Here is a 14,774-nt window from a genome sequence, read left to right on the forward strand (position 1 = left end):
CTAGAGGGTCAGACAAGGGCGGCATCGACTATTTCGATCCAGTGGCGTACTGGCGTACGGTTGGCGCCGGCAAGATGTGTCTGACAGCCGATATTGGCGGTCACGATCACCGCCGGCTTGCCCGCTTCCAAGGCATTGAGCTTATTGTCGCGCAGTTGGGTGGCAAGTTCCGGCTGGGTGACCGAGTAGGTGCCGGCGGAGCCACAGCACAGATGGGCATCCGCCACTGGCGTCAGCGCAAACCCCAGGCGTGTGAGTACACCTTCCACGGCGCCACTCAGTTGCTGGGCATGTTGCAAAGTGCAAGGGCAATGAAAGGCCAGGCGCTGAGTGTCGCCTATCTCGAATACTTCCAGTTTTTCGTCACGCAATACTTCCACCAGGTCCTTGGCCAGTTCGCTCACGCGTTGGGCCTTCTCGGCATAGGCGGGGTCGTCCCGGAGCATGTAGCCATACTCCTTGACGAAGGCACCGCAGCCACTGGCGGTCTGAACGATGCTTTCAGCCCCTTGCTCGATATGCGGCCACCAAGCATCGATATTGGTGCGCATGCGGCGACGGCCGTCTTCTTGCGCATTGAGGTGAAAGTCGATGGCACCGCAGCAACCGACTTCATTGACGGGTGTGACGCTGATGCCCAGGCGGTCAAGCACGCGCGCCGTGGCGGCGTTGGTGTTGGGCGAAAGCCCGGGTTGCACGCAGCCTTCCAGCATCAGTACACGGCGGGTATGCGTTTGTGTATCCGGGCGCTGTCCTGCATCGACGGGTTTGGGTGGCATCTTGTTCTGCAGGGCGCCGGGAACCATTGGCTTGAAAGTCTGGCCCAGCTTGAGTAATGCCTGAAAACGCTTGGGTTCGACCAAGGCTTTGCGTAATCCAAAGCGCAGCATTCTGTCCGCCGCCGGGCGGGGAACGCGACGATCGATTTCGGCACGCCCGATATCCAGAAGTTTGTGATACTCGACCCCGGAAGGGCAGGTGGTTTCACAGCTGCGACACGTCAGGCAGCGGTCCAGATGCAGGCGGGTCTCTTTTGTGACCTGGTCGTCGTCATCGGCGCTTTCCAGGAGTTCCTTCATCAGGTAAATGCGCCCGCGCGGACCGTCGCGTTCGTCGCCCAGCAGCTGGTAGGTGGGACAGGTGGCATTACAGAAGCCGCAGTGCACACAGGTACGCAAAATGCGATCGGCTTCCTGGATATGCGGTTTCTGGCGGTCGGCATCGGTAAATTGCGTCTGCATGGTTCAAAGCTCCGCGTAGAGACGGCCGGGATTGAAGATGGCGTAGGTATCGAGCTCGCGCTTCAGGTTGCGATGATACTTGGCCACCACCGGGTTGAGCGGTGTGAACGGCTCGCTAGCGCCCCCGTCCTGGTGAGCGGTATAACAGGTGGCATGACCACCGGCTTCCTGACACAGGCGCCGTAACGTTTCGGCATCAAGGGAGGTTTTCACCCAGCGTTGGCTGCCAGCCCAGTCGTAAAGCACCTCGTTTTCCTGGATGCCGGGTAGCGCCAAGATGCCGCTATTGGGAGGTAGCGACAGGCGCCACAGGGCTTTATCGCCGGTCCCTTGGAAAAAACTCAGCGAATGATCGCGCAATTCTTGCCAGAAGGAAGCCTCCAGATGATCCCCCCCCAGGCGTTCATGGGTGGCCTTGACCGAGCTTTGCCCCCCTTCCAGACGCAGGTGCAGGCCTCCGTCATGCCAGGCGGCCGCAGTGATCGGTAGCGGTTTTCGACCCAGCTCAGCGAGTTTTTTCAAGGCTTCGTCAATGGGCATTGTCAGGCGCAGGCTGTGAGTCGCGTTGGGCCGGGGCAATACTTTGAAGGAGATTTCACTGAGGATGCCCAATGTGCCTTGGGCGCCTGCCATCAAACGTGAAAGGTCGTAGCCGGCGACATTCTTCATTACCTCGCCACCAAAACGTAGCAGTTTGCCCTCTTGGGTGATGACGCGGGTGCCGAGTACAAAATCGCGTGCGGCACCCGCCCAAGGGCGCCGGGGGCCGGAGAGGCCGGTTGCCACGGCGCCGCCGATGGTACTGGCTTCGCCGAAGCGAGGTGGCTCGAAAGGCAGCATTTGATTATGGTGCGCCAGGGCGGCTTCCAGGTCGCTCAGGCGCGTGCCGGCCCGCACGGAGATCACCAGTTCGACAGGGTCGTAGTGCACGATGCCGCGATGCTCCGAGGTCGATAAGGTCCGGCCTTCCACTGCGCGCCCATAGAAAGCGCGTGTATCACCCCCGACAATGCGCAGCGGTGAGCGTTCACGATAGGCTTGACGCACTTGCTCGCACAGGGTCTCGGCATTGTCCTGCTCGGTCATGGCCGGGGCCTGGGGTAACGGCTGGTTGGTATTGGTCATAATCACTCCTGCAGGCCATTCAGAAACGGGGCAGTTCCGGATGCGGCAATTCATTGTTGTGCACGTGCATGGCGCCGAACTCGGCACAGCGCGCCAGGGTGGGAATGTTCTTGCCGGGGTTCAGCAGGCGCTTTGGATCGAAAGCTGCCTTCAAGGCATGAAAAATCGTCAGCTCATCGGGTTTGAACTGGCTGCACATCTGATTGATCTTTTCGCGCCCCACGCCATGTTCCCCGGTAATGGACCCACCGGCAGCCACGCAGAGTTCGAGTATCTTGCCCCCGACATCTTCGGCGAGTTCCAGTTCGCCTTCCTGATTGGCATCGAACAGGATCAAGGGGTGCATGTTGCCATCGCCGGCATGAAAGACATTGGCCACGCGCAGGCCGCTTTCTTCGGACAGTGCGGCAATGCCCTTGAGTACCCTGGGTAGCTCACGGCGAGGAATGGTGCCGTCCATACAGTAGTAATCCGGTGACATGCGTCCAACGGCTGGAAAGGCGTTCTTGCGTCCGGCCCAGAACTTGGCGCGTTCGGCATCGTCGCGGGCCTGCTGGATATCGGTGGCGCCGGCAGCTTCGAGAACGCGGCGTACCGTGGCGCAGTCATCATCGACATCCGCTTCCACACCATCCAGTTCGCAGAGCAGAATGGCCTCGGCGTCCACCGGATAGCCCGCCCGAATAAAGTCTTCGGCGGCGCGAATGGCCAGGTTATCCATCATTTCCAGACCGCCGGGAATGATACCCGCAGCGATGATATCGCCTACCGCCCGGCCGGCCTTCTCGATGTCGTCGAAACTGGCCATCAGTACCTTGGCAGTTTCCGGCTTGGGCAGCAGTTTGACGGTGATTTCGGTGACCACACCCAGCATACCCTCGGAGCCGTTCATCAGCGCCAGCAGGTCGAGGCCGGGTGCATCCAGGGCTTCCGAGCCCAGTGTCATGGGTTCGCCTTCGATGGTGAGTATGTCCAAGCGCATGACGTTGTGCACCGTGAGGCCGTACTTCAAGCAATGCACGCCACCGGCATTTTCCGCCACATTGCCGCCAATCGAGCAAGCGATCTGGGAGGAGGGGTCGGGTGCATAATACAGCCCGTAAGGTGCGGCCGCCTCGGAAATGGCCAGGTTGCGTACCCCCGGTTGCACTCGGGCCAGGCGGGCATCCGGGTCGACACTCAGAATCTTGCTGAAGCGCGACATCACTAGCAGCACGCCTTTTTCCAGGGGCAGGGCGCCGCCGGAAAGGCCGGTGCCGGCACCGCGGGTCACTACAGGCACACCCAGGTGGTGACAGCGCTTGAGTAGCGTTTGTACCTGCTCAAAGGTTTCCGGCATCGCCACTAGCATGGGAAGTACGCGATAGGCTGCAAGGCCGTCGCACTCGAAGGGATGCAGGTCTTCTTCGCGATGCAGCAAGGTCAAGTCAGGGGAGGCGTGCTGAAGGTCGGCCAGTACCTCGGCCTTGTCGATGACAGTCAGTTCACCATCCAGGCGCTCGTCGAAGTGAATATTCATGGCAACTCCTGAAACCAGAGAGGGCGAGACGAAATGAACGCCTCCGCCCTGTAGGGTATTGTTTCATGCAAAAGGTTTCCTCCTGCAATTCTTAAAATAAATTATGGAAACCTTTTCCATGAAATCACCGGGATAATGCTATCCCGGCGATGGGCTTGGTTAGGTGCCAGATGCGCGCATAAGTGGATCGCTGATACCCACTCCATACAACACGATCATGGCGAGAATACCACTGGCGATGAGGTAATAAAGCGTTGGCAGGATAGTCTTGCGGATCGTTGTACCTTCACGCCCCAACAAGCCGACCGTCGCCGATGCCGCCACCACATTGTGGATGGCGATCATGTTGCCCGCGGCTGCACCGACGGCCTGGAGTGCCACCATCATGGCCGTGGAAACCCCCAACTGCTGGGCGATGTTGAACTGAAATTCCGAGAGCATCAGATTGGACACGGTGTTGGAGCCGGCAATGAAAGCTCCCAGAGCCCCCACGGTCGGCGCGAAGAATGGGTAGACATCTCCCACACTGTTGGCGACAAATTGCGCCATGGCTACCGGCATGGAAACCAGATCCGCTGCATTGACGCCGGAGTTGATCAGGATGCGCACCATGGGAATGGTGAAGATCAGTACGAAACCGGCACCCAGAATGGTCTTGGAGGAATCACTGAAGGCATTTTTCAGTTCGCCCAATTTCATGCGGTGCAGTAACGCAGTGATCAAAACCACGATCAGCAGGATACCGCCAGGCAGATAGAAGGGTTGAATGCTGCCCGAGACGCCTGCCTCTCCCAAGATATTGCTCCAGCCGAAGGCGAACGAGGTCAAGGCATCCCTGAGCGGTTCGATGACGCGTGAAGCGACCAGGAAAACAGCCAGTAGTACGTAGGGTACCCAGCCCATGAAAGTGGAGATCGGTGCCTTGCCGGCGATGTCGTCCATCTTGATTTCCAACTTGCCGATCCACTCGTCAGGCCAGGACTTACGATCTGGGAAGTCCCAGGTGTCCTTGGGAATCAAGAAGCCGCGACGAGCCGCGGGCACGACGATTGCCAGGCCCACCATGGCGCCGATCATCGACGGGAATTCCGGTCCGAGAAATACGCCTGCGAGCATGTAGGGCACCACGAAGGCCACACCGGCGAAGATCGCGAAGGGGGCGATGGAGAGACCTTCTTTCCACGAACGGTTAGCACCGAAAAAGCGCACCATGATGACCACCATGATCAGTGGCATCAGCACACCCACGATGCCGTGGATCACCGCGACTTCAGAAACAATCAATCGGAAATACTCAAGCCAGGTATAGCCACCCTCGGCGAGCTGCTGGGTAATGCCTTCCCGGTTGATGCCACCGCTCACCCCCACCACGATAGGCGTACCTACGGCGCCGAAGGAAACCGGTGTCGACTGGATCATCATGCCCACCACGACTGCCGCTAGGGCGGGAAACCCCAAGGCGACCAGCAGCGGCGCTGCTACCGCCGCCGGCGTCCCGAAGCCGGAAGCCCCTTCAATGAAACAGCCGAACATCCAGGCAACAATGATCGCCTGGACGCGGCGGTCCGGGCTGATGCCGGAAAAACCTTTGCGAATTGCCGTGATGCCGCCGGAATGTTTCAAGGTGTTGAGCAGTAGAATAGCCCCGAAAATGATCCACAGTATCGCCACCGTCAGAAGCAACCCTTGAAGGGTGGAGGCCAGCACGCGTGTGAAAGTCATTTCCCAGGCCAATAGGCCGATCAGTGCTGTGACCACGAAGACGATCGGCATGGCGTTCTTGGCCGGCATGCGTAGTCCAATCAACAGCACCCCAGCCAGTACCAAGGGTACAAAAGCAATCAGTGCAAGCGTTGTTTCATTCATGGAAAAAACTGCCCCTTGTTATTTATCGGTAGGCTCCGCGATAACCTCGGCGCCGTAAATACAGCAGCCAAGCCAGGCTGAAAGATACGTATCGCTTATCAGCTTGACTACTATTGGAGAATTGGTATGACCAATATTTTGAGTGTCCGAAGCTATTGGGTATCAGGAGAGGTTTTTTTAATATTATGATTTTTATGATGTTTGCTTGGGTTTATCGGCATTGAGTCATGATAATTTCATTAGACTAATAGACAGGCCTTGACCACTGTTTTGCCCACCCTATTTTTGCCCGCTCCTTTCTCGGGCTCTGTTTGTGTGCCTGCCTATGCAAAGCAGTCCAGCGAAAGGCAACAGGGATATTGATGCCATCCAGACCTTTGTGCGACAAATGAAAGGTAATTCCATCCCCTGATAACAAGGCATTATGATGACTCGAATACTTTATGATCTTTGCGGTCGTGATGAGCGGCTACGTTTTTCCCCTTATTGCTGGCGCGTGCGTATGGCGCTGGCGCACAAGGGGCTGAGTTTTGAAACCCGCCAATGGCGTTTCAGTGACAAGCAGGCATTGGCCTTTGCCGATCATGACAAGGTACCGGTGCTGTGCGATGGCGAAAAGGTGGTGACTGACAGCTTCGAGATCATGCGTTACCTGGATCAGGCCTACCCTGAATCACCCGTATTGGGAGAAGGTTTAGCTCAATCCCGGATACTTTTCTTCAAGCATTTCGTGGAACGCAGCGTCACGCCTGCCTTGTTTCGAATTGTGGTCATGGACTTATTGGCTGCCATTCACCCCGATGACCGAGATTATTTCCGTACTACACGCGAAGCACGTTTCGGCTGCCGCCTGGAAGAATTTCACCAGCCCGAACAAGGACGCGCGCAGCTCAAAACGCTACTCGCACCCTTACGGGATCAGTTACGGGGCACTGATTTCATCGATGGCGATGCACCGGCTGGCGCGGACTACCTGATGTTCGGCAGCTGCATGTGGGCCTATAGCGTCTCACGTGCCGCCTGGGTGAGTGCTGGAGACCCGGTGGATGAATGGTTCAAGCGCATGTTGATGGTGCACGATGGCGTGGGGGCCAAGGCTTTCACGATTCGAGACCTGGATTAAGCCATCGATAGCCGATGAACGAGAAGCACGGAAGTATATGTTTAAAAAGCCCTAAAAAGGGGAAACATGAAAAGAGGATGAAACGAAGACAAAAACTATGTTGCGCTGCACAAAACTCCCTGCTACTTTTTTACCCAGCCAGGGCAATAAGTCTCCCCTTAACGGGGATGGTCGCCCCTGAGGCGTTATCACTTGAGGAGATGAAACAATGAAAAACACAGCCGAAAAAGCCAGCCAACAGTTTGAATCTGCAATGATTTCTCCAATGCGTTCCTACGCCGTCGCCGCCTTGAACTATTATGATCAATTACTCAACACCCAGATTGATGCAATGCGGGCCTACACTGACATGTCCATGGAGCAAGCGCGCACCTGGCTGGACGTCAAAGACACCGACAGCATTAAAAAAGCCATGGAAAGCCAGCAAAAAATCGCCGCCAACCTTACCGAACGGATGAAAGGTGACGCGGAAAAAGTCATTTCCATGAGCCAGGATTTCGCTCAACAAAGCCAGGAAATGACCGAAGAAAATAGCAAGAAAGCCAATAATGTCGTGGCAACTCAGTAATTGTCAGGGTTAGCTTGAAAGGTTTGATCCGCGCTGCTAGGCCGGAGTGCAAAAACGTCATCTTATAAGGTGGCGTTTTTTTATGCGCTTTCGGTACTGAGTGGCCGAGGGAGGCTATTAACCCATGGAAGGGCGAGCTCGATTTTGAGTGGGGACGTTCGTGCCTCTCTCGTACCTCTGTCATTCAATGGCGAGTATACTCGGAGGCTCTCAGCTACCTCGATGCTCATCTATAGGGCGTCAATGATCGAGGTGGTGCCTGAAAAATAAAGGCAAGCATTTACGATCTTGCCGTGCCGGTTTATCGAGGAGCCTTATGAAACCCCTACCGCATATTCCCCTTCGCCGTACCAAGATTGTTGCCACCCTGGGGCCTGCCAGCGACCGTGACGGTGTGCTGGAAGCCATGTTGGCGGCGGGTGTGGATGTGGTCAGGCTGAATTTCTCGCATGGCAGTGCCGAAGATCACAAACGGCGCCTGGAACAGGTCCGTGAAATTGCCGCCCGGCTGGGTCGCAGCGTCGCGGCCTTGGGTGATTTACAAGGCCCCAAGATTCGCATCGCCCGGTTCAAGGAAGGCGTTATCGCTTTGCAAGAAGGCCAGGCGTTCATTCTGGACATGGCGCTGGATCGTGATGCCGGTGACCACCAGCGGGTGGGGTGCGATTACACCGCTCTGGTGGATGACGTGGTAACAGGTGATCGCCTGTTGCTCGACGATGGCCGCGTGGTGCTGGAAGTCGCTCACGTTCAAGGAAAGGAAATTTACACGACGGTGGTGGTGGGCGGCAAGCTTTCCAACCACAAAGGGATCAATAAACAAGGCGGTGGGCTTTCCGCCCCGGCCTTGACCGAAAAGGATAAGCAGGACCTCGAGACTGCCGTCGCCATCGGCGTGGATTATCTGGCGATTTCCTTTCCGCGTTCCGCCGACGACATGCATGCCGCTCGCCGCATGCTGGGTGAGGCTGGTGCCGATATCGGTCTGGTGGCCAAGATCGAACGCGCCGAAGCAGTGGCCGATGACGCGACCTTGGATGCGATTATCGAAGCATCGGAAGCAGTCATGGTGGCACGTGGCGATTTGGGTGTGGAAATTGGTGATGCCAAGCTGGTGGGGATACAAAAACGCCTTATCAAGCGCGCCCGCACCCTCAACTGTGCGGTGATTACCGCCACTCAAATGATGGAGTCGATGATCGACTCTCCGCTGCCGACGCGGGCTGAAGTATTCGATGTGGCCAACGCCGTGCTCGACAGTAGTGACGCCGTGATGCTGTCCGCCGAAACCGCCGCCGGCGATTATCCGGTGGAAACCGTCGAAGCCATGGCGCGTATCTGCCTGGGTGCCGAGCGCGAAAGGAGCGCCCAGGAATCGGGTCATCGTATTCACGAAGGCTTCACGCGGGCGGATGAAACGATTGCACTTTCCGCCATGTACGCGGCCAATCATATGACCGGCGTGGCTGCCATTGCCTGCATGACGGCATCGGGCTATACCCCCCTGATCGCCTCGCGTATACGCTCGGGTCTGCCGATCGTGGGTCTGGCGCACAACCCCATTGCCCAGCGACGCATGGCACTGTATCGCGGTGTGGTATCGCTGCCGTTCGATACCTCCGGGATGAGCCCGACAGAACTCAATCACCGCGCCTTGGCCTTGTTGGTGAGTCACGGACTGGCTGAAAAGGACGACTATGTCATTCTGACGCGGGGCGATCACATGAATGCTCACGGTGGCACCAATACCATGAAGGTCATGCAGGTGGACGATGTCCACGGCGAGGTGACACCGAAATGAACCCGACACGTCGTGCTTTGCTTAAAGGGGCGCTTGCCCTGCCGTTTTTCAGCCTGGTGCCCTTTGCCTGGTTGCAGGCCGAAGAGTCTCCCCTGCCAGCGGTGACGCGCCTGGTGATCCATAGCGACCAAGGGCCGCAGCGCCTGGAGGTGGAAGTGGCTCGAACCCCAGCACAGCGACGCCAGGGCTTGATGGAGCGTGACAGCCTTGCGCCCCGCTCGGGCATGCTGTTTCGCTACGCGGAGGATCAGCCTCCGGAAAGCGCTTTCTGGATGTACCGCACGCGCATTCCGCTGGATATCGCTTATCTGGATGAGCAAGGTCGGATTGTCGCCATCAATCGTATGTCACCCTGTGAATCTGAGTCGGCGGCCGATTGCGCCTCTTATCCGGCAGGAGCAAGCTACCGCTCCGCGCTTGAGGTAAACGCAGGATTTTTCGCCGAGCATGCTATCAAGGTTGGCGACTGCGTCAGTTGGCCGGGGCTTGAAGGCATGTGTTGAGTTGGCTGTGTGGGCTATCTGGAGATAACGTTTTATAGCGCCTGGCCCAGGACATGAGCCAGGCGGTCACCGGCTTGCTGCGGTTCACTCACTATGACTGGTATTGGAGTGTAATTGAGCCAGGATTTCATGGTGTAATTGGGCGCTTTTAGCATCGAACAGCACGAATCGCACGCACTTGATATGCGGGCACTCGGGTAACGTCTTGATGACGGTGCTCAGCGCAATACGAGCCGCTTCGGCGGGTGGATAACCGAAGGCTCCAGCTGAAATCGCAGGAAACGCGAGAGACGCAATAGCATGCTTTTCCGCAAGGTGTAGGGCATTGCGATAACAATCGGCAAGCAACTTGTCGGAAGGTTCGTCGCGCCCATATACCGGCCCCAGGCAATGAATAACGTAGTCGTTGGGCAGGTCGTGGGCACTGCTGAGTACCGCCTGTCCAGGCTTGATCGGGGCCATTGAGTGACATTCCTGCGCAAGGCCTGGCCCGGCGGCACGGTGTAATGCTCCCGCCACGCCTCCACCACTTTTAAGTTGGGCGTTAGCGGCATTGACGACTGCGTCCATATCCGGCTGGTTGGCAATATCCCCTTGTCGACATTCGATACGTTCCGCTGGTGTGTTCATGATCGCACTCCTGTGGAAGGATGTTCGATTCTGGTTAGTTGTCAAAAAATACTGAGTCAATGGCAGTCTGGTTGCTTTTGAGTGTGCTTAACAAGCTGAGGTAATATACTGAAGGACGATATTGTTATAACGTTAATTCATTTTCCTGTTTCAGGAGAGTCGGATGCTTTTTGCTCCACGTTTTGCCCCGCTGGTTTTTGCCGTGCTGATGTCGTTCTATATGGTATCGCTGATGACGTGTCTGATTACTTGGATCAACACTGGCCTTGGCGATGGTTTTCTCGGGCGTTGGTGGCATGCGTTCTATATTGCCTGGCCAGTAGCTTTTTCTCTTATATGGGTAGGCGCACCCCGTTTTCAGAGAGTGACGGCCAAGCTGATTCGCAAGCATTGAAGCTAAGCAGACGTTGATCATGAAAGCGTCGTGAAATAATGCCGAGAAGATAGCATGATGCAAGGTAAAAATTAACGTTCTCTAAACGTAGCTTATGGCTAGACTTCAGAATGAGTAAAAAGCTCAGCCAAAAGAAAATGGCTACACCAAGGAGCATTTCTTCATTGAATTGGAATCTTGCTGTGGTAAATTGCTTAAGTAGAAAATTACGTTAAATAACCGGCATATACCGGGTCGGTACTGAAAAATGCAAAATATTTTGCTGACAATATCAAGAGGTGTGTTCATGAAACGCCATGTCTTCTCCACCGCCGCTTTTTCCGGCGCTTTGATTGCTGCAGCCTCCTTTGCCTCCCCGGCGGTGGCTCAGGATGACGAGCAATTCATCACCATCGGCACCGGTGGCCAAACCGGTGTGTATTACGTGGTCGGCCAGTCGATCTGTCGCTTGGTGAATCGTCTGGAAGATTCCAACATCAAGTGTAATGCGCCCTCGACCGGCGGTTCGGTTGCCAATATCAATGGCATCAAGTCCGGCGAACTGGACATGGGTGTCGCCCAGTCCGATGTCCAGTACCAGGCCTACCACGGCACTGGCAACTTCGAAGGCGATGCCTACGAGGAGCTGCGGGCCGTGTTCCGCGTCCACGGTGAGCCATTGACCCTGCTGGCGCGTGCTGATTCGGGCATCGAAGAACTCGACGACCTGGAAGGCAAGCGCGTCAACATTGGTAACCCGGGTTCCGGTCAGCGCAACACCTTCGAAGTGGTGATGGACGCCAAGGGCTGGACCGAGGATACCTTCTCGCTGGCGTCTCAGCTCGATGCCGCCGAGCAGGCTGCCGCCCTTGCTGACAATAACATCGATGCCATGGTCTATGTCGTGGGCCACCCCAATGGTTCCATTCAGGAAGCCACCACCACTGTCGATGCTCGTCTGATCCCGCTGAACGACGAGGATATTCAGGACATCGTCGAGGAGTATCCTTACTACTCCACGTCGGTAATTCCGGGTGGCCTGTATCGCGGCAATGACGAAGATGTCGAGACCTTCGGGGTGGCGGCGACCTTCGTAACCACCGCCGAGGCCAATGACGAGATCATCTACCAGACCGTCAAGGCGGTATTCGACAACTTCGATCGCTTCAAGCGTCTGCACCCGGCCTTTGAGAACCTGAATCAGGAAGAGATGGTGACTCAAGGGCTTTCCGCACCGCTGCATGATGGGGCGGCGCGTTACTATCGTGAACAAGGCTGGATCGAGTAATCCTACAGTCCGAGGTGTTGCTACCTTGGTAAGGAATGCGCGGTTACCCCAGGGTGCCGCGCATTCTGGGTTTAGGATGTTGATAGGCATTTCGATATGGCAATCAGGCGTCAATCGACTCGGAGCAGGGCAGGCATATGACTGACGATAACAGCAGGGCTTCGGGAAGCGGAGTGGACTTGGAGGACATGGTCGCCTCCACCGACACGGGGGCCCGCAAACCGGCCGGCATGCCCGGGAAGCTCTTGGTGAGCATTGCGGCAGCGTGGTCCCTCTTCCAGCTGTGGATAGCGTCCCCGGTACCCTTCATTCTGGGTTTCGGGGTGTTCAGTGCCACTGAATCTCGCTCCATTCACCTGGCCTTTGCGCTTTTTCTGGCCTACATGGCCTATCCGGCACTCAAGCGCTCGCCCCGCGATCGCATCCCCATCCAGGATTGGATCCTAGCCGCGGCGGCGGCCTTCTGCGGCGCCTACATGTTCATGTTCTACGAGCAGCTATCCCAGCGCCCCGGGGCACCGATACTGCAGGACGTGATCGTCGGGGTGGCGGGAATCTTGTTGCTGCTCGAGGCAACCCGCCGAGCCCTTGGTCCGCCACTGATGATCGTGGCGTCGGTCTTTCTTCTCTATAGCCTGGCCGGCCCCTGGATGCCCGGTATTCTCTCGCATGGCGGGGTCAGCCTCTTCGGGCTGATCAATCACCAGTGGTTGACGACCCAGGGGGTCTTCGGCATCGCGCTGGGGGTCTCGACCAGTTTCGTGTTCCTGTTCGTGTTGTTCGGTGCCTTGCTCGACAAGGCCGGGGCCGGCAACTATTTCATCAAGGTGGCATTCTCGCTGCTCGGTCACTACCGGGGCGGGCCGGCCAAGGCCGCCGTGGTGGCCTCGGCCATGACCGGGCTGATTTCCGGCTCCTCGATTGCCAACGTCGTGACCACCGGTACCTTTACCGTGCCGATGATGAAGCGTGTCGGTTTTTCTGCCGAAAAGGCCGGGGCCGTCGAGGTGGCGTCCTCGGTCAACGGTCAGATCATGCCGCCGGTCATGGGCGCTGCCGCCTTCCTGATGGTCGAGTATGTGGGTATCTCTTATGTCGAGGTGATTAAGCATGCCTTCCTGCCCGCACTGATCTCCTATATCGCGCTGGTCTATATCGTTCATCTGGAGGCCATGAAGGCCAACATGCAGGGGCTTCAGAGCAGCAACCCGCCCAAGCCGCTGGTGAGCAAGGTGATCGGCTTTCTCGGTGGTCTGTTGCTGATGATGATCACCGCTCTTGCGGTCTATTACGGCCTTGGCTGGCTCAAGCCCGTGCTGGGAGACGCCACGCCCTGGGTAATCGCAGTTGGGCTGACAGGGGTCTATATCGCGCTGCTCAAGCTGGCCGCCGGTTACCCCGAACTCGAGCTCGATGATCCCAATCAACCGATCTATTCGCTGCCGCAGACCAAGCCCACGGTGCTGGTCGGCCTGCAGTACATTCTGCCGGTCATCGTGCTGGTCTGGTGTCTGATGGTGGAGCGCTTGTCGCCGGGGCTGTCCGCCTTCTGGGCCACCATGTTCATGATCTTCATCATGGTGACTCAGCGCCCCATTACCTCGATATTCCGGGGTCGCAGCGATATGAGCGCGGACCTGCGTGAAGGCGCCATGGATCTGTGGGATGGCCTGGTCACCGGTGCCCGCAACATGATCGGTATCGGCATCGCCACGGCCACCGCCGGCATCATCGTCGGGGCCGTATCGCAGACCGGTGTCGGCCTGGTGCTGGCCGAGGTGGTGGAAACCCTCGCCATGGGCAACCTGATGCTGATCCTGCTGCTTACGGCGGTGCTCAGCCTGATTCTCGGCATGGGGCTGCCCACGACGGCCAACTACATCGTGGTATCGGCGCTTCTGGCGCCGGTCGTCGTGCAGCTGGGGGCGCAGAACGGCCTACTGGTACCGTTGATTGCGGTGCATCTGTTCGTGTTCTATTTTGGCATCATGGCTGATGTCACGCCACCGGTGGGGCTGGCGTCCTTCGCGGCAGCGGCGGTATCGGGTGGCGACCCCATCCGGACCGGCTTTCAGGCCTTCTACTACAGCCTGCGTACTGCGGCGCTGCCGTTTCTGTTCATATTCAATACCGACCTGCTGCTGATCGACGTGACCTTTTTGCAGGGCATATTGATCTTCGTGGTGTCGACCATCGCCATGCTGATCTTCGCCGCGGCGACACAGGGCTTCATGATCACCCGTAACCGCTGGTATGAGTCCATTGTGCTGCTACTGATTGCGTTCACGCTGTTCCGGCCTGGGTTCTGGATGGACATGATCCATGATCCCTACGAATCCGTGCCACCCACGCAATTTGTCGAGGCTCTGGGCAATGTCGATGAAGACTCCACCCTGCGCCTGCAGATTGCGGGCCTCGATGCGTATGGCGATCCCATGACCACCTACATGACCCTGCCGGTGCCTGAGGGTGATACTGGTCAGGAGAGACTCGATAACCTGGGGATGGAGCTTTTGATCGAAGACAACAGGGTGATCGTCGATATGGTCGCCTACGGCAGCCAGGCGTCGGATCTCGGTTTTGACTTCGACCAGGAAATCATCGAGGTGCTGGCCCCCGTCGACCGCTGGACCAAGGAGTTGATGTGGATTCCTGCCTTCCTGGTCTTCGGGCTGATTGTACTGATGCAGCGCCGGCGTCGTGACAAAACGGCGACTACCGCTACTGCCTGAAGGAG

The 14,774-nt window shown here is 57.3% G+C and carries 12 protein-coding genes; 7 read left to right on the forward strand and 5 right to left on the reverse strand.

Annotated features, from left to right (window positions below):
- Positions 1-8: 8 nt before the first annotated feature.
- The 4 genes from glcF to GPM19_RS11230 form a co-directional block, all read right to left on the reverse strand.
- Positions 9-1,241 (reverse strand): glycolate oxidase subunit GlcF, encoded by a 1,233-nt coding sequence (gene glcF, locus GPM19_RS11215; RefSeq protein ID WP_160419124.1) that lies wholly within the window; start codon positions 1,239-1,241, stop codon positions 9-11.
- A gap of 3 nt (positions 1,242-1,244) precedes the next feature.
- Positions 1,245-2,366 (reverse strand): glycolate oxidase subunit GlcE, encoded by a 1,122-nt coding sequence (gene glcE, locus GPM19_RS11220; RefSeq protein ID WP_202114804.1) that lies wholly within the window; start codon positions 2,364-2,366, stop codon positions 1,245-1,247.
- Positions 2,367-2,385: 19 nt separating this feature from the next.
- The gene (glcD, locus tag GPM19_RS11225; protein WP_160419125.1) at positions 2,386-3,885 is read right to left on the reverse strand and encodes a glycolate oxidase subunit GlcD; all 1,500 of its coding nucleotides are present in this window, start codon (positions 3,883-3,885) and stop codon (positions 2,386-2,388) included.
- 159 nt (positions 3,886-4,044) lie between these two features.
- A complete protein-coding gene (locus tag GPM19_RS11230; RefSeq protein ID WP_160419126.1) occupies positions 4,045-5,751 on the reverse strand; it encodes an L-lactate permease in 1,707 nt (568 codons plus the stop codon).
- A 427-nt stretch (positions 5,752-6,178) separates the two neighbouring features.
- Between GPM19_RS11230 and GPM19_RS11235 the strand changes: the two genes are divergently transcribed.
- The 4 genes from GPM19_RS11235 to GPM19_RS11250 all read left to right on the forward strand — a co-directional run bounded on the left by GPM19_RS11235 (position 6,179) and on the right by GPM19_RS11250 (position 9,746).
- Positions 6,179-6,874 carry a glutathione S-transferase family protein gene (locus GPM19_RS11235; RefSeq protein WP_160419127.1) on the forward strand — a complete coding sequence of 232 codons (696 nt, stop codon included), beginning with the start codon at positions 6,179-6,181 and terminating at the stop codon, positions 6,872-6,874.
- Between the two features lie 208 nt (positions 6,875-7,082).
- The gene (locus tag GPM19_RS11240; protein ID WP_160419128.1) at positions 7,083-7,442 is read left to right on the forward strand and encodes a phasin family protein; all 360 of its coding nucleotides are present in this window, start codon (positions 7,083-7,085) and stop codon (positions 7,440-7,442) included.
- Between the two features lie 316 nt (positions 7,443-7,758).
- A complete protein-coding gene (pyk, locus tag GPM19_RS11245) occupies positions 7,759-9,243 on the forward strand; it encodes a pyruvate kinase (protein WP_160419129.1) in 1,485 nt (494 codons plus the stop codon).
- Complete coding sequence (locus GPM19_RS11250; RefSeq protein ID WP_160419130.1) at positions 9,240-9,746, forward strand: DUF192 domain-containing protein; 507 nt, start codon at positions 9,240-9,242, stop codon at positions 9,744-9,746. Before pyk ends, GPM19_RS11250 begins: the two co-directional genes overlap by 4 nt.
- An 84-nt stretch (positions 9,747-9,830) precedes the next feature.
- Here GPM19_RS11250 and GPM19_RS11255 read toward each other — a convergent pair whose 3' ends face one another.
- On the reverse strand, positions 9,831-10,376 hold the full coding sequence (locus tag GPM19_RS11255; protein WP_160419131.1) for a macro domain-containing protein: 546 nt from the start codon (positions 10,374-10,376) through the stop codon (positions 9,831-9,833).
- A gap of 163 nt (positions 10,377-10,539) precedes the next feature.
- On the opposite strand from GPM19_RS11255, the gene GPM19_RS11260 reads away from it, so the two are divergent.
- The 3 genes from GPM19_RS11260 (at position 10,540) to GPM19_RS11270 (ending at position 14,769) form a co-directional block, all read left to right on the forward strand.
- A complete protein-coding gene (locus GPM19_RS11260) occupies positions 10,540-10,770 on the forward strand; it encodes a DUF2798 domain-containing protein (RefSeq protein WP_160419132.1) in 231 nt (76 codons plus the stop codon).
- Positions 10,771-11,056: 286 nt separating this feature from the next.
- Positions 11,057-12,037, forward strand: a complete 981-nt coding sequence (locus GPM19_RS11265) for a TAXI family TRAP transporter solute-binding subunit (RefSeq protein WP_160419133.1) — start codon at positions 11,057-11,059, stop codon at positions 12,035-12,037.
- Positions 12,038-12,174: 137 nt separating this feature from the next.
- Positions 12,175-14,769: a TRAP transporter permease gene (locus tag GPM19_RS11270; RefSeq protein WP_160419134.1), complete on the forward strand. Its 2,595-nt coding sequence runs from the start codon at positions 12,175-12,177 to the stop codon at positions 14,767-14,769.
- The last annotated feature ends 5 nt before the right edge of the window (positions 14,770-14,774 follow it).

It is taken from the genome of Vreelandella zhuhanensis, assembly GCF_009793355.1.
Taxonomy (GTDB): domain Bacteria; phylum Pseudomonadota; class Gammaproteobacteria; order Pseudomonadales; family Halomonadaceae; genus Vreelandella; species Vreelandella zhuhanensis.

Excerpts from the sequence above, each read along its gene's own strand:
- glcE (WP_202114804.1), bottom strand. The coding sequence starts at position 2,366 with ATGACCAATACCAACCAGCCGTTACCCCAGGCCCCGGCCATGACCGAG.
- GPM19_RS11240 (WP_160419128.1), top strand. The coding sequence starts at position 7,083 with ATGAAAAACACAGCCGAAAAAGCCAGCCAACAGTTTGAATCTGCAATG.
- GPM19_RS11265 (WP_160419133.1), top strand. The coding sequence starts at position 11,057 with ATGAAACGCCATGTCTTCTCCACCGCCGCTTTTTCCGGCGCTTTGATT.
- GPM19_RS11270 (WP_160419134.1), top strand. The coding sequence starts at position 12,175 with ATGACTGACGATAACAGCAGGGCTTCGGGAAGCGGAGTGGACTTGGAG.
- glcF (WP_160419124.1), bottom strand. The coding sequence starts at position 1,241 with ATGCAGACGCAATTTACCGATGCCGACCGCCAGAAACCGCATATCCAG.
- GPM19_RS11255 (WP_160419131.1), bottom strand. The coding sequence starts at position 10,376 with ATGAACACACCAGCGGAACGTATCGAATGTCGACAAGGGGATATTGCC.
- GPM19_RS11260 (WP_160419132.1), top strand. The coding sequence starts at position 10,540 with ATGCTTTTTGCTCCACGTTTTGCCCCGCTGGTTTTTGCCGTGCTGATG.
- pyk (WP_160419129.1), top strand. The coding sequence starts at position 7,759 with ATGAAACCCCTACCGCATATTCCCCTTCGCCGTACCAAGATTGTTGCC.
- GPM19_RS11235 (WP_160419127.1), top strand. The coding sequence starts at position 6,179 with ATGACTCGAATACTTTATGATCTTTGCGGTCGTGATGAGCGGCTACGT.
- GPM19_RS11250 (WP_160419130.1), top strand. The coding sequence starts at position 9,240 with ATGAACCCGACACGTCGTGCTTTGCTTAAAGGGGCGCTTGCCCTGCCG.
- glcD (WP_160419125.1), bottom strand. The coding sequence starts at position 3,885 with ATGAATATTCACTTCGACGAGCGCCTGGATGGTGAACTGACTGTCATC.
- GPM19_RS11230 (WP_160419126.1), bottom strand. The coding sequence starts at position 5,751 with ATGAATGAAACAACGCTTGCACTGATTGCTTTTGTACCCTTGGTACTG.